The sequence below is a fragment of the Streptomyces parvus genome, from assembly GCF_032121415.1.
GTDB classification, from domain to species: Bacteria; Actinomycetota; Actinomycetes; order Streptomycetales; family Streptomycetaceae; genus Streptomyces; species Streptomyces globisporus_A.
Map to the genome: position 1 here is coordinate 2,573,014 of NZ_CP135079.1, position 14,246 is coordinate 2,587,259.

Here is a 14,246-nt window from a genome sequence, read left to right on the forward strand (position 1 = left end):
CGGTCGGGGTGGATCGCGGCGTCCGGAACAGGGTCAATGATCGGATGACGGGCCTGAAATGGGCTCAACCTTGGCCGAAATGTTCAACTGTGGACATCCGGAGGCGGGGTGCCCGCCTCCCCTCCCGGGGCCGCCGCCCGTCCGTCCCCGATGGGGCCGCAACGCCGGCCCGGCCGCGTCGTCCCGCCGATCGCCTCGGTCCCCGGAGCGTTACGCTGCGTCGGTGATGGACAGTTCCGTACCCCCCCACCCGTTCGAGCCGCGGCCCCGGCGCCGTGACCGTCATGGCCGCGGTATGCGCGGGCCGGTCGCACCACCGCAGGTGCCGCTGTCGGCCAGCCGGGGAGAGACCTTCCGTGATCTGGTCCAGGACTCGGTGGAGCGGCTGGAGCGGCGCTGGCCCCAGCTGGCCGAGGTCGACTTCGTCGTCCTCGATGTGCCCGGCACTCCGGAGGAGGTCGTTCCGCTCGGCAGCGCGGTCTCCGCGGCGAAGGGGCGGCCCGCGCAGATCGTCGTCTACCGGCGGCCCGTAGAGATCCGCACCAAGAGCCGCGACGAGCGCGCCCTGCTCGTGCACGAGGTCGTCGTCGAGCAGGTCGCCGAGCTGCTGGGGCTGGCCCCCGAGTCGGTCGACCCCCGGTACGGGCAGGACTGATCCGGGGTCCCGGTCCTCCGGTACGGGCAGGACCGGGCGCTCGCGCCAGAGCCGGGCGCCCTCAGTCGTCCAGGACCGAGAGGTCCTGGCGCGCTGACGGGACCTCGACCATGCCCCCGTCGTCGGGGAGCGTCTGCACCGTGAACATCTGGACGTCGTTCGAGGTGAGCGCCAGGGAGCGCGACGCGTGGACCGGGCCGCCCGACGTCGTCTCGACGGTCAGGGCGTAGGAGCCCTTGAGGCCTTCCGGGGCCTTCGGGGTGACGGCGAGGGTCGTACCGGCCTTGACCGTGTACGTCTCGACGGCCGGTTCGCCGCCGCCGCTGCCCGCCGACGCGGTGACCTTCACCTTGGCCGTGGCCCCCGGCGCGGTCAGGGACAGCGTCGAACCCTTGGCCCGGTTGTCCGGGACGGTCGCCCGGGCGCCGACGGGACCGGTGGCGGGGATGTAGGCGATCTCCTGCTGGCCGCCCTTGCCCCGGACCACGCGCAGCGCGGCCACGATCGGGGTCGCCCGGTCCTTCCGGACGGGACTCAGGCGCAGGGAGCCCGGCTCGCCGCGGGTGAGGTCCTTGAGGTCGACGGCGGCCGTCATCGAGGACTTGATGTGCAGGGTGGCGTTGCCGGCCGGGGAGAACGTCGCGTTCTCCCCCATGAGCTGGACCTTCACGTCCGCGTCGGCCTCGCCGGGCGCGAACGCCACCAGCTGTACGGAGGTGGCGTCGGCCGGGATGCCCGGCAGCACGAGCGTGCCGGAGGGGTCCTCGGACGCGGTGATCCAGTCGCTGCCCGCGCTGGCGTCGGCGCTCATGACGACCGCGCCGATCCGCCCCGAGCGGGTGGTGACATGGGCGGTCAGCTGGTCGACGGCCTCGGAGGTGAGGGTGGACAGCAGGACGGCGACGCTGGAGCGGGCGGGCACGGTGATGCCGTCGCCGACCTCGGACTTGAGCGCGCCCTCGGGGCCGTACAGCTCGATGTCGGCCACGGCGCCGGTGTCGTCGGGGTTGGTGAGGTGGAGGTAGTCCTGGCGGGACTTGGCGGTGCTCGCGCCCGGGAACCAGAAGTCCGTGTCGGGGGCGGTGCAGGTGACCCCGAGGAGCCCGCGGGAGCCGCCCGCGCTGACCTCGGTGGTCTGCTGCGCGGTCCAGCCGGGGGCCAGCTTGCCGGTGGCCGTGCCGACGAGGGCCGGGGCGCCGGAGCCGTTCGCCTCCGCGACGACCGGCGTTCCGGGCTCCTTCACGGCGAGGACCGGCTTCTCGGCCTTCTCCTTCGCCTTCTTCGCCGCTTCCTCGGCCTTCTTGACCTTCTTCGGGTCGGTCTCGTCCTCGTCGTCCACGACCGGCAGCGCCGGCTTCAGCTCGGCGGCGCCCTTGGTTTCGCCGCCCTCGCCCGCCGGCGTGAACGCGGTGTACCGCGTCTCGGCGAGGTCGGAGTTGCTGGGCGCCGGGCAGACCAGGCCGGCCCGCTCGACCGGCAGCAGGGCGGCGGACTTCGCGGCGGGCTCGGCCGGGGCGCCGGGCGCGGTGACCGTGGCGAATCCGGTGACGGCGGCCAGGACGGCGGCGCCCGCGATCAGGGACAGGTGGGTGGACTTCACTCGGACTCGCCTCGCGATGCGTTACCGGTCTGCCACGGGGCCTGACCCGGGGCCGGGGGGTCGGTCTGTTCGCCGTTCTCGGTGTACGGGTGCTGCTGGTGCGGCTGCCCGCCGATGTACCGGCCGTACTCGTCGTACGCACCCTGGTCGTCGTACACGGCACTCCGGCCGTTGTACGTGCCCTGGTCGTCGTACTGCTGGGCGTACGGGTCCTGGACTCCGTAGCCGCTCTGGTAGTCGGCACTCTGCCGGCCCTGCTGATGCTGTTGCTGCTGGGCGTACGGGTCCGGCTGCTGGTACGTCGCGTAGTAGTCGGCGGTCGGCTGCTGCTGCCCGTCCCACTGCGCGTACTCGTCGTACTGCTGCGGAACCGCCGCATAGCCGCCGGTGGCCTCCTGCGGGTCGTGCGTCGGCGCGTTCTCGGCGTACGGGTCGGCGGACTGCTGCGCCGGGATGTACTCCCCCGGGTCCACGGCCCGCGACGGGTCGTCGTTCCCGGCCTCCTCGGCCGCAGCCGCCTCCGCCTGGGCCGCGGCGCGCAGCCTGCGGGCGCGGCGGCCCTCGCCGTCGACCGGCTCGGCGGCGACGGCGAGCGCCTCGTCGGGCAGGTCGTCGTCGATCTCCCGGCGGCGGCCCGGCAGGGCCATGACCACCAGGACCACCAGCAGCCCGACCTGGGCCCAGATCCACGCGGTGTGGGTGATCGGGGCGTCGTGGGTGAGGTCCAGACGGCCGCCGTTCGCGGGCAGTTCGAAGCCCTGGGCCCAGCCGTCGACGGTCTTGCGGGTCAGCGGCTTGCCGTCCAGCGTGGCCGTCCAGCCCGGGTCGGCGGCGTCCGCGATCCGCAGTACGCGGCCCGCCTCGCCGGACGGGATCTCGGAGTGGGCCTCGACGGCGGCCGAGCCGACCGCGATGTGGTCGCCCTCGCCGGAGGCCGGAGCGATCATGACGCGGGCGACCTGGCGGTCCACCCGCCACAGGGCGCTGCCGTCGAGCTGGCTGAGGCGGCTGAGCCCCGGGGTCGCGTCGAGGACCCGGCTCATCTCGCGCGGCGCTCCGTCCCGGACGAGGACGTAGCGGATCGCGAAGCCGCTGAGCTGGCCGCCCTGGTCGGCGCCGGAGCCCGCGACGAGGTTGGCGACGACCTTGTCGAGGTGGCTGTTGCTGCCGCCCGCCTCGGTCAGTTCGCCGTCGCCGAGCCGGGCCCCCGAGCCGCGGACCAGGCTGTACGAGACGGTGTCGGGCGAGGTGCCGCCCAGGATGAGGGTGCGGGGCTGGTCGCGGGTGGTGCTCTCCTCCGCGACGAAGGCGGGGACCTGCACGGGGTCGCGGCGCTCCAGGGGGCCGTCGGCGCCGCCGATCATCCAGCCGGCCGCGGCCAGGACCGGGGCCAGTCCGGCGGCCAGCGCGATCAGGGCCGCCACGGGCTGGCGCCAGCCGAAGCTCTGCTCGGCGACCCGGATGCGGGCCCCGTCCGCGCCGACCAGGGCGGCGGCGATCAGGGCGGTGCCGTAGACGAGGGTGGCGGGTCCGGCCCAGGTGGATCCGTTGGCGACGGCGGCGAAGAGGAAGCCGACGAGCGCGACGGCCCAGGCCGTGCGGACGGCGAACTGCCGCTCCTCGCGCAGCAGGGCGGCGAGCGCGGCCAGCACGATGCCGAGCAGCAGGATGCCGCCCGCCGCGCCCGGGCCGCCGGGGCTGATGCCGAGCAGGTCGAGGCCCGATGCCCCGCCCGTACCGGTGTCCAGGCCGGCCTCGGTCAGAAGCGCGGACGGGTTCGTCAGGAGGCTCAGCGACCAGGGGGCGAGGACCAGGACCGGGGTGGCGACGGCGGCGACGAAGCGGAGCGCGTACGCCGTGATGTCGCCGCGCCGCAGCACGAGCACGCCGAGGCCGAGGACCACGGCGAGCGGCCAGACGATCGGGGTGAACGCCATGGTGACGGTCAGCAGCAGCGTGTACGCCCAGGTGGCGCGCCAGCTGCCGCGCTCACCGGCCGCCCTGTCGGCGCGCAGCCCGTGGGCGGCGACGCCCGCGCGGGCGATCAGCGGGAGGAGGACCAGGAGGGCGGCGGTGCCCAGGCGGCCGGTGGCCAGGGCGCCGGTCGCGGCGGGCAGGAAGGCGTACGCGACGCTCGCCCAGGCGCGCAGCAGGCGGGAGGGGAGCAGCGGACGGGAGGCGAAGTAGGCGGTGGCCCCGGCCAGCGGGATCGAGCAGACCAGCAGCACGCTGACGGCGAGTCCGGTCGAGCCGAGGAAGAGGGCCGACAGGGCGGCGAGCAGGGCGAGGTAGGGCGGCGCCGTCTGGGTGCCCCCGGTGCCCACCGTGTGCCAGGCGTCCGCGTACCGCCCCCAGAGCGAGCCGAGCTCGGCGGGGACGGGCAGCAGCGCACCGCCCGCGAGTGCGCCGCCGCTGAGCAGGTTGCGGCAGGCGATGAGCGAGACGACGAGGAGCAGGGCGAAGAGGACGGGGCCGGGCTTGCGGCCGATGCGCTTGAGGCGGGCGAACTGGTCGACTTCGAGGAAGTCGGCGTCGTCGCCGCCGGGGCCGGATTCGACGGCTCCGTGGCGCGAGCCGCCCGAGTCGGAGTCCGTACGGCCGCCGAAGTTGCCCGCGACCTGGTCGACGGTGGCCCGGACGGTGGCGCCGGGCGGTGGGAACAGGGCGCGCAGTTCCGCGGCGTCGACGAGGCCCTTTCCGCGGCTGCGGCGGGCGGCGAGGATGCGGCCGGGGCGCAGCAGGGTGCCGAGCAGTCCGGTGACCTCGTCGAGGGCCTGGCCCGGCACCTTGCCGACGAGGTAGGCGAGGGTACGCAGGAGGGTGCCGACGACGAGCCGGAGAAGGACCCAGGGCAGGGCCTTGCCGCGGGCGTTGACGAGCATCGTGTAGACCGCGCCCGCCTTGTCGACGCGGTGCGGGCTGGCGACGGAGCGGCCGGCGCAGTCGATGGGGCGGCGTTCGCGGGCGGATGCCTCGGCGTGCCGCAGGACGGCGTTCGGGGCGACGAGGACCCGGTGGCCGGCGAGATGGGCGCGCCAGCAGAGGTCGACGTCGTCGCGCATCAGGGGGAGCCTGCGGTCGAAGCCGCCGAGCTCCTCGTAGACGTCGCGGCGGATGAGCATGCCGGCGGAGGAGACGGACAGGACGGTACGGACCTGGTCGTGCTGGCCCTGGTCCTGCTCGCGGCGGTCCAGGCCGGTCCAGCGGCGTCCGCTGTTGGCGATGGAGACGCCGACTTCGAGGAGCTGCTTGCGGTCGTACCAGCCGCGCAGCTTGGGGCCGACGATCGTGGCGTGCTTGTCGTTGTCGACGACGCGCAGCATCTCGGCGAGCGCGTCGGGCTCGGGTGCGCAGTCGTCGTGCAGCAGCCAGAGCCACTGGACCGGTTCGCCGTGGGGCAGCTCGGGGAGGTCGTAGTTCTCGTCGACCCAGGTCCGGGTCTGCGGGTCCCAGCCGCTGGGGCGCTTGAGGTACGGCAGATCGTCCGGGGTGAGGACACCGGCCGTGCGGGCCGCCTCGTCGACGGCCGTGCCGAAGCTCGTACGGCGTGCCAGGTGCAGGACGCGTTCGTCGCCGAGCGCCTCGGTGACCAGCCGGGCCGAGTCGTCGGCGCTGCCGGTGTCGGCGGCGACGACGTTCTGTACGGGGCGTTCCTGCCCGAGCAGCCCGGCCAGCACGTCGGGCAGCCAGCGGGCGCCGTCGTGGGAGACGAGCACGGCGGTGACGACGTGCCGGGGGAACTCTGGGGCGGCGGCGGCCGCGATCGGCGCCGCCGAGTGGCTGTGCACGGACATCGAGGTACGGGCCCTCCGGCCGGGTCCGGGGGCGTCCCCGGGGGCTGCATCGGTGTACACGCGCGCCCCGGCGGGGCGTTGGCGCGTCTCGGACGGGGCCCCACACTAACGGTACGGACAGGTGGCGGGGGTCCGAGCCGGTGAAGGGGGCGGGGCCGGAGCTGCCGACGGCCCGTCCACCGGCCCCGGGGGGAGGGGGCGGTGGACGGGCCGTCGGAGATGGTCAAAGCTCTGCGCGGCTGTCCGGGGCTCGGGGTCTGCGAGGCGCCGGGGGACGGCGTCCCAGGTGAGCCGGTGCCGGTGGCTGAGGTGAGCCGATGCCGAATGGCGGGTGCCGGTGAGAAGGGCGGCCCGGCCGGTGTCGGGCGCCGGCGGGCGGCCTCGGGTCAGATGGCGGCCTTCTTGAGGCGTCGCCGCTCCCGCTCCGAGAGCCCGCCCCAGATGCCGAAGCGTTCGTCGTTGGAGAGGGCGTACTCAAGGCATTCCGAGCGCACCTCGCAGGCGAGGCAGACCTTCTTGGCCTCGCGGGTGGATCCGCCCTTCTCGGGGAAGAAGGACTCGGGATCGGTCTGGGCGCACAGTGCGCGCTCCTGCCAGCCGAGTTCCTCGTCCGCGTCCTCGACCAGCAGTTGCTGGAACAGCTCGGTCATGTGCGCCCCTCGTCTGTCTCTTGCGTCCCGTGATGCAGCCTTTTGCGGCTGAACGACACGAGTGAAATTACAAATCTGTGCTCTGGGGCAGTCAAGCGAGGATCTGCTATTGGCCCAGGGATTCACTCTGCGGAACCAAGCGTATGCGGTAAGTGTTCAAATCAGCAAAAATCTGACATATGCCACGGGCTCCACAGCCCCGCACCCTCTCCGGTGAAGACGAACGAGGTCGGCCCCGTGTTGCGATTCGATCACCGAAGCGACCAAGATCACAGTCAGGTCACGGATCGCCGGCCACGTTTGAGAGCACGGATGATGCGCCACATGTCCCCGCCCTTGGGTGCATAAACCTTTCTCCGAACCCGGCGACCGGAAGGGGTGAAACATTGCCCCCATATCGGGCATTGGGTTGACAGCGGACGGCCGAGCCGGTCTCCTTGACTCCATGCCAGCGACCACAGCCCTGCACGTCACCCACGTCCGTGGGTTCCGTAGCGCTGTCCAGGCCCGCTGTTGCTGTTCCAGCTGTCACAGCTGTTGATGCCCCCGCGCTCCAGCTCTGGTCCGGCCTCTTCCGGATTCCGGCTGATCGGTGCGCTCGACTCCTGAGCCCTCACGCTCCCGGCCTTCGGTCGAGCCGCGCCTCCGGTACTTCCCCGCAGCTCCCGCCGAGCTGCCGACGCTCACCGCGACTCCCCCGCACGCGCCCCCCATGCCGAGGAACCACCGCAGCAATGAACAGCGACAGCGACCTTCAGATCGCCGGCGACATCCTCGAGGTCCAGCACCTCCTGCAGCCCGCCCGCGAGCACCCCTCCACCGTCTCCGAGTTCGTCGGCCTCGCGCGCTCCATCGCGGCCGACCGCGCGCGGTGGGCCGGAATCGTCCGGTACGACTCCGCCTCCCGCTGGTACCACCGCCTGCACCAGGGCCCCGGCTACGAGGTGTGGCTGCTCAGCTGGGTGCCCGGACAGGGCAGCGGACGGCACGGCCACGGCCTCTCCGCCGGCGTCCTGACGGTCCTGGAAGGCGAGTTGACCGAGCACACCGAGCGCGGGACGCAGTCCCTCGGCGCGGGTGCGCAGCGGTCCTTCGCCCCGGGGTACGTCCACGAAGTGGTCAACGACTCGCTCGAACCGGCCGTGAGTCTGCACATCTACTACCCGGGCCTGACCGAGATGCCGATGCACCCGAGCCAGAGCGCCCCGACGGCCGTGGACGCCGTACCCGCCTGACAGACTGCTGTGCATGCGCATTGTTGTTCTGGCCGGTGGCATCGGCGGTGCCCGCTTCCTTCGCGGCCTCAAGCAGGCCGCGCCCGACGCGGACATCACGGTGATCGGCAACACGGGTGATGACATCCATCTGTTCGGGCTGAAGGTCTGTCCCGACCTCGACACCGTGATGTACACCCTCGGCGGTGGCATCAACGAGGAGCAGGGCTGGGGGCGTACCGACGAGACCTTCCAGGTCAAGGAGGAGCTCGCGGCATACGGCGTGGGCCCCGAATGGTTCGGTCTCGGCGACCGCGACTTCGCGACCCACATCGTCCGTACGCAGATGCTCGGCGCGGGCTACCCCCTGAGCGCGGTCACCGAGGCGCTCTGCGCCCGCTGGCAGCCGGGCGTGCGGCTGCTCCCCATGTCCGACGACCGGGTCGAGACGCATGTCGCCGTCGAGATGGACGGCGAGAGCAAGGCGATCCACTTCCAGGAGTACTGGGTGAAGCTGCGCGCGTCCGTCGAGGCGCGGGCGATCGTGCCGGTCGGGGCGGAGCAGGCCAAGCCGGCTCCGGGGGTGCTGGAGGCCATCGGCGCCGCCGATGTCATCGTCTTCCCGCCGTCGAACCCGGTGGTGTCCGTCGGCACGATCCTCGCCGTGCCCGGGATCCGCGAGGCCATCGCCGAGGCGGGCGTGCCGGTCGTCGGCCTCTCCCCCATCGTCGGGGACGCGCCCGTGCGCGGGATGGCGGACAAGGTGCTCGCCGCGGTGGGCGTCGAGTCGACGGCCTCGGCCGTGGCCCAGCACTACGGGTCGGGGCTGCTGGACGGGTGGCTGGTGGACACGGTGGACGCGGGTGCGGTCGACGCGGTGGAGGCGGCGGGGATCCGTTGCCGGGCGGTGCCGCTGATGATGACGGACGTGGACGCGACCGCGGAGATGGCCCGCCAGGCGCTGGCTCTGGCCGAGGAGGTCCGGGCGTGAGTGCGGTCCCCGGGGCCGGCGGCTCGGTCGAGGCCGGCGGGGGCGTGGGCAGCTCGCCCGGAGCCGGTGAGGGGGTGCGTGCTGTCCCCGAGGGCGGGGCCGGGGCCGCGCCTTCCTTCCGTGTGTGGGCCGTGGGCGGAATGCCCGAGGTGCGGGACGGGGACGATCTCGCCAAGCTGATCGCCGCCGCCGAACCGGGGCTCGTCGACGGTGACGTCCTGCTCGTCACCTCGAAGATCGTCTCCAAGGCCGAGGGCCGGATCGTCGAGGCCGCGGACCGTGAGGCCGCCATCGACGCCGAGACCGTGCGGGTCGTCGCCCGGCGCGGGACGCTGCGGATCGTGGAGAACCGGCAGGGGCTGGTCATGGCCGCCGCGGGGGTCGACGCGTCCAATACTCCCGCCGGGACCGTGCTCCTGCTGCCCGAGGACCCCGACGCCTCCGCCCGGACCATCCGGGACGGGCTGCGCGACATCCTCGGCGTGCAGGTCGGCGTCGTCGTCACGGACACCTTCGGGCGGCCCTGGCGCAACGGGCTGACCGACGTCGCGATCGGTGCGGCCGGGGTGCGGGTGCTGGACGATCTGCGGGGCGGGACGGACGCGTACGGCAATCCGCTCAGCGCCACCGTCGTGGCCACGGCGGACGAGCTGGCCTCGGCCGGGGATCTGGTCAAGGGCAAGGCGGAAGGGCTGCCGGTGGCGGTGGTCCGGGGGTTGTCGCATGTGGTCGCCTCCGACGACGAGCCCGGTGCTCGGACGTTGGTGCGCAGTGCTGCCGACGACATGTTCCGGCTGGGTACGTCCGAGGCCGTGCGCGAAGCGGTGACGCTGCGGCGTACGGTGCGCGAGTTCAGCGACGAGCCGGTGGATCCGGGGGCGGTGCGGCGTGCCGTGGCGGCTGCCGTCACCGCGCCCGCGCCTCATCACACGACGCCGTGGCGGTTCGTGCTGCTGGAGTCCGCCGAGTCGCGCACGCGGTTGCTCGACGCGATGCGGGAGGCGTGGATCGAGGATCTGCGGCGCGACGGGAAGAGCGAGGAGTCGATCGCCAAGCGGGTGCGGCGCGGGGATGTGCTGCGCAACGCGCCGTATCTGGTGGTGCCGTGCCTGGTGATGGACGGCTCCCATACGTACGGGGACGAGCGGCGGGACACCGCGGAGCGCGAGATGTTCGTGGTCGCGGCGGGGGCCGGGGTGCAGAACTTCCTGGTGGCGTTGGCGGGTGAGCGGTTGGGGTCGGCGTGGGTGTCCTCGACGATGTTCTGCCGGCCGGTGGTGCGGGAGGTGCTCTCGCTGCCGTCGTCCTGGGATCCGTTGGGGGCGGTGGCTGTGGGCCATGGCGTGGGAGCGCCTCGGGAGCGGGCTGTTCGGGAGGCGGAGGGGTTTATCGCCGTGCGGTGAGGTGGGGGCGGGGCGTGGGCCGCTGCGCGGGGCTTGTCCCCTACCCGCCCCTCCCCGAAACCGGGGCTCGCCCCGGGCCCCGCTCCTCAATCGCCGGAGGGCTGGAAGTTGCCGGAGGCGCTGGGCAATGGCGGGGTGGGGCGGGAAGCGGCCGGAGGCGCTGGAAAGCTACAGGTTCACGATGTTGCCCGGCTGCATCCTCGGGGCCCTGCGGTCCGGGATGCGGCCCGAGAGCAGGATCAGGCGCGTCGCTCGGTGGCGTTGGCCCTCGTAGGGGGTCAGCAACGTCAGCATCTCCTCGTCGTCCGCGTTGCGGTTGTCCGCCAGGGCGTGGCCCACGATGCCGGGGAGGTGCAGGTCGCCCACCGTGACCGCGTCTGCCGCGCCGTTCGAGCGCTGGAGGGTCTCCGCCGCCGTCCAGGGGCCGATTCCGGGGATCAGCTGGAGGCGGGCTCGGGCCTCGGGCAGGGGCATCGTCGCCGCTTCCTCCAGGCGGCGGGCCACCCGTACGGCTCGCAGGATGGTCGACGAGCGCTTGGCGTCCACGTTCGCCTTGTGCCATTCCCAGGACGGGATCATCGCCCAGCCGCGCGGGTCCGGCATGACGTGCAGGCCCAGGTCGGCGGTGGGGCCGGGGGCGGGGGCGCCGAAGCGGCGGACCAGGTGGCGCCAGGCGCGGTACGCCTCGTCCGTGGTGACCTTCTGCTCCAGGATCGAGGGGATCAGCGACTCCAGCACCAGGCCCGTGCGCAGCAGGCGCAGGCCCGGGCGGCGGTGCCGGGTCAGGGCCAGCAGGCGGTGGCGCGGGACGAACGCGTCCGGGTCGTCCTCCGCGCCCAGGAGCGTCGGCAGACCCTCCAGCAGCCAGTCCGCGCCGGGGCCCCACGCCGCCGCCGCGATCCGGTCGCCGTGGCGCGCGATGCGCAGGGTGCCGGGGCCCGCGGGTGTCCGGGTCGCCCGCCAGAACGTGCCGTCCCCCACCATCCGGAACGTCGGGTCCGCCGGGCCCCGGCGCAGCGGGCCCAGCACCAGGCGGAGGTCCAGGGGGGCCGGTGGCGTCCACTCCCGGGTGAGGGGAGGTCCTTCGGGCGAGGAGGGCGTGGGCGGTCGGCGGACAACAGCGGCCTGGTGCGGCAGCGCTGCCCGTGTCGTGCGGGGGGCGAATCGTCCTGCCACGAAGCCTCGGTGTCCCTGGGTGCTCGTCGGTGCGGGAGGGCTGCTGCTCCTCCCCCGGCTCTGTCGAGGGTACGGGCAGGAGGGCTACTGGTCCGAGGAGAAGCGGACCGAGGCGTCCGGCAGCGTCGATCCGCACCAGATCCTGATCCCGTCGAGCAGCTCGTTGTCCGCGCCCACCTGGGCCCCGTCGCCGATCACCGCGCCCGCCAGGACCGTACGGCTGCCGATCCGCGCGCCCGCCCCGACCAGGGAGTCCGTGATGACCGCGCCCGGTTCGACGATCGCGTTCTCCAGGACCGTCGAGCCCTCTATCCTCGCGCCCGCGCCGATCACCGCGCCGGCGCCGACGACCGTACCGCCGGTGAGCTTGGCGTCCGGGGCCACGGAGGCGGTCGGTAGGACCAGGCGGTCGCCGCAGCGGCCGGGGACCGCCGGGGACGGGGCGCGGCCGAGGACGAGGTCGGCGGAGCCGCGGACGAAGGCGCCGGGGGTGCCGAGGTCCAGCCAGTACGTGGAGTCGACCATGCCCTGGAGGTGGGCGCCGGAGGCGAGCAGTCCGGGGAAGGTCTCGCGTTCGACGGAGACCGGGCGGCCGGCGGGGATCGTGTCGATGACCGAGCGCCGGAAGATGTACGCCCCGGCGTTGATCTGGTCGGTGACGATCTCCTCCGGCGTCTGCGGCTTCTCCAGGAAGGCGGTGACCCGGCCCGTCGCGTCGGTCGGCACGAGGCCGAAGGCGCGCGGGTCCTCCACCCGGGTCAGGTGGAGGGAGACATCCGCACCGGAGACGGTGTGCGAGGTGACCAGGGCCCGGATGTCGAGCCCGGTCAGGATGTCGCCGTTGAAGATCAGGACCGGTTCGTCCGGCCCCGAGGACAGCTTCGGCGCGACGTTGCGGATGGCTCCGCCGGTGCCGAGCGGCTCCTGCTCGGTGACGTACTCGATGTGCAGACCGAGCGAGGAGCCGTCACCGAAGTACGGCTCGAAGACCTCGGCCAGGTAGGACGTGGCGAGCACGATGTGCTCCACCCCGGCCGCCCTGGCCCGCGCCAGCTGGTGGGTGAGGAAGGGGACTCCCGCAGCCGGGACCATCGGCTTCGGGGTGTGCACCGTGAGCGGGCGCAGCCGGGTGCCTTTGCCACCGACCAGGAGAATCGCTTCTTTTGCCTCTGTCACAGCACCGTCTCTGCTTCCTGCTGGGGCTTGGCCTAGTTTGTGACTGGTCAGTTAAGCAGACCGGTCGAGCCCCGCTCCGGTCAGCGGCCCTGCAGTTTGGCGGAGCTGGTCCGGGCCGTGCCGAGCTTCTTGTAGAGACGCGCTCCGGGGCATTCGGTTGCGAAGCCGTCCCGATGGCCCGAGATGACGTTCATCTTGACCCTGGCGCCCGCCTTGTACTTGTTGCTTCCGCCGGAGACGAGCGTCACCTTGCCCTTGGGGTTGCGCCCGAACAGTCCGAGCTTCCAGGCGGTGAGCTTGGAGACGGCGGTCACGGCGGCGGCGGGCGGGTTGGTGGAGGAGTAGGAGCCGAGGACCGCGATGCCCATGGTGTTGGTGTTGAAGCCCAGGGTGTGCGCTCCGAGGACCGCCTTCGTGACTCCGCCGGCCCGGCCCTCGTAGATGTTTCCGCACTTGTCGACGGCGAAGTTGTAGCCGAAGTCGCGCCAGCCGCTGCTCTTGACGTGGTAGCGGTAGATGCTGCGGAGCACCGAGGGCGCCTGCCTGCAGGTGTAGTTGTTCCCGGTCGCGCTGTGGTGCACGAAGGCCGCCTTGACGGTCCTGGTGTACGCGAACTGGCGCTCGCGGAGCCGTTCGTCCGCGCCCCAGCCCTTACGGGTGATGATCCTCGGCCGGGGTCCGATGTACGGCTTCGCCCCGGCCGCGGCGTTCGCCGCCTCCTCCGTCTCCGCCTTGGTCAGCGCGGGGATGACGGACGCGCCGAGCGGTGCCAGCTCCGCGTTGACGGCCGAGGCCGCCTCGGACTCGGCGGTGAGCACCTCCGGCACGACCGCCGGTGTCGTCGTGGGCGGGGCCGGATGGACGGCGAACGTCGCCGCGGTGGCGGTCCGGCCGACAGGGGCGGCCCGCGCGGGCTCGGGGGCCGCCGCCGCGGCGCGCTCGGATGCCGGGTCCGGGCCGGGGTCGACGAGTTCGAGGCGCAGCCCTTCGGGGAGCGGCGCGGCTTCGGACCGGCCCTGCGGATCGCCCGGCTCCGGCCTCACGCGGACCTCCACGCCGTCCGATGCGCCGACCCAGAGAGGGGCGGTCGCGCCGCGCACGGCGCCGGAGGACCGTTCGTCGCTGCCGAGGTCGGCGGCGTGTTCGGCGTTGTGGGTCTCGACGTCCTGCCAGTCCGACCAGCTCGTCCCGCCGGCAGCCCGGGTACGGACCTGGACCGTGCCGTGGAGTTCGGCCTCCGCGTCGTCCCAGACCACCCCCACGAGGGAGAACGGCCGGGCGGTCCGGCGCTCCAACCCCTGGCCGGCCGCCGCGCCCGCGATCCGGTCGGACGGTGCGGCGAGGGGCTCCAGGGGCAGGGACTGCGTCGAGCCCGCGGACGCGGCGGCGGGGAGTTCGGCGGCCCGTACCGACGGCGGGCCGGCTCCCGGTGATTCGGGGGACACGGAAGGCGGCCGGGCCGAGGCGGAGTGCGAGGGCGGGGCGGACAGGGCGGGGGCGGCGAGCGGCAGAGTGAGGGCCGCCGCGCAGGTGACGCCGACTGAGGTGACCAATAGTGCACGCATACGGACGATCCTGAACATAGAG

The 14,246-nt window shown here is 73.3% G+C and carries 10 protein-coding genes; 4 read left to right on the forward strand and 6 right to left on the reverse strand.

Annotation, left to right across the window (positions count from 1 at the left end; translation table 11 throughout):
* Nucleotides 1-226 precede the first annotated feature (226 nt).
* Nucleotides 227-655, forward strand: coding sequence for a metallopeptidase family protein (locus tag RNL97_RS12425; protein ID WP_078652131.1), 429 nt, complete (start codon nucleotides 227-229; stop codon nucleotides 653-655).
* Nucleotides 656-716: 61 nt separating this feature from the next.
* Here the strand turns inward: RNL97_RS12425 and RNL97_RS12430 are convergent, their stop codons facing one another.
* The 3 genes from RNL97_RS12430 to RNL97_RS12440 all read right to left on the reverse strand — a co-directional run bounded on the left by RNL97_RS12430 (nucleotide 717) and on the right by RNL97_RS12440 (nucleotide 6,699).
* Nucleotides 717-2,255, reverse strand: coding sequence for a DUF5719 family protein (locus RNL97_RS12430; protein WP_313750699.1), 1,539 nt, complete (start codon nucleotides 2,253-2,255; stop codon nucleotides 717-719).
* A complete protein-coding gene (locus RNL97_RS12435; protein ID WP_313750700.1) occupies nucleotides 2,252-6,049 on the reverse strand; it encodes a glycosyltransferase in 3,798 nt (1,265 codons plus the stop codon). The genes RNL97_RS12430 and RNL97_RS12435 overlap by 4 nt, the downstream gene beginning before the upstream one ends.
* Nucleotides 6,050-6,435: 386 nt before the next feature.
* Complete coding sequence (locus RNL97_RS12440; protein WP_003968728.1) at nucleotides 6,436-6,699, reverse strand: WhiB family transcriptional regulator; 264 nt, start codon at nucleotides 6,697-6,699, stop codon at nucleotides 6,436-6,438.
* Between the two features lie 734 nt (nucleotides 6,700-7,433).
* Here RNL97_RS12440 and RNL97_RS12445 point away from each other — a divergent pair.
* From RNL97_RS12445 to RNL97_RS12455, 3 genes are all read left to right on the forward strand, one after another.
* A complete protein-coding gene (locus RNL97_RS12445) occupies nucleotides 7,434-7,934 on the forward strand; it encodes a cysteine dioxygenase (RefSeq protein WP_243314166.1) in 501 nt (166 codons plus the stop codon).
* A 13-nt stretch (nucleotides 7,935-7,947) separates the two neighbouring features.
* A complete protein-coding gene (gene cofD, locus RNL97_RS12450) occupies nucleotides 7,948-8,904 on the forward strand; it encodes a 2-phospho-L-lactate transferase (RefSeq protein WP_030589328.1) in 957 nt (318 codons plus the stop codon).
* A 74-nt stretch (nucleotides 8,905-8,978) separates the two neighbouring features.
* Nucleotides 8,979-10,307 carry a coenzyme F420-0:L-glutamate ligase gene (locus RNL97_RS12455; RefSeq protein WP_106978453.1) on the forward strand — a complete coding sequence of 443 codons (1,329 nt, stop codon included), beginning with the start codon at nucleotides 8,979-8,981 and terminating at the stop codon, nucleotides 10,305-10,307.
* 168 nt (nucleotides 10,308-10,475) lie between these two features.
* Here RNL97_RS12455 and RNL97_RS12460 read toward each other — a convergent pair whose 3' ends face one another.
* From RNL97_RS12460 to RNL97_RS12470, 3 genes are all read right to left on the reverse strand, one after another.
* A complete protein-coding gene (locus tag RNL97_RS12460) occupies nucleotides 10,476-11,483 on the reverse strand; it encodes a DNA-3-methyladenine glycosylase family protein (protein ID WP_030589322.1) in 1,008 nt (335 codons plus the stop codon).
* Nucleotides 11,484-11,567: 84 nt separating this feature from the next.
* The gene (gene manB / locus RNL97_RS12465) at nucleotides 11,568-12,659 is read right to left on the reverse strand and encodes a mannose-1-phosphate guanylyltransferase (RefSeq protein WP_030589319.1); all 1,092 of its coding nucleotides are present in this window, start codon (nucleotides 12,657-12,659) and stop codon (nucleotides 11,568-11,570) included.
* A gap of 80 nt (nucleotides 12,660-12,739) precedes the next feature.
* Nucleotides 12,740-14,224, reverse strand: coding sequence for a peptidoglycan recognition protein family protein (locus RNL97_RS12470; RefSeq protein WP_313750701.1), 1,485 nt, complete (start codon nucleotides 14,222-14,224; stop codon nucleotides 12,740-12,742).
* Nucleotides 14,225-14,246: the final 22 nt, after the last annotated feature.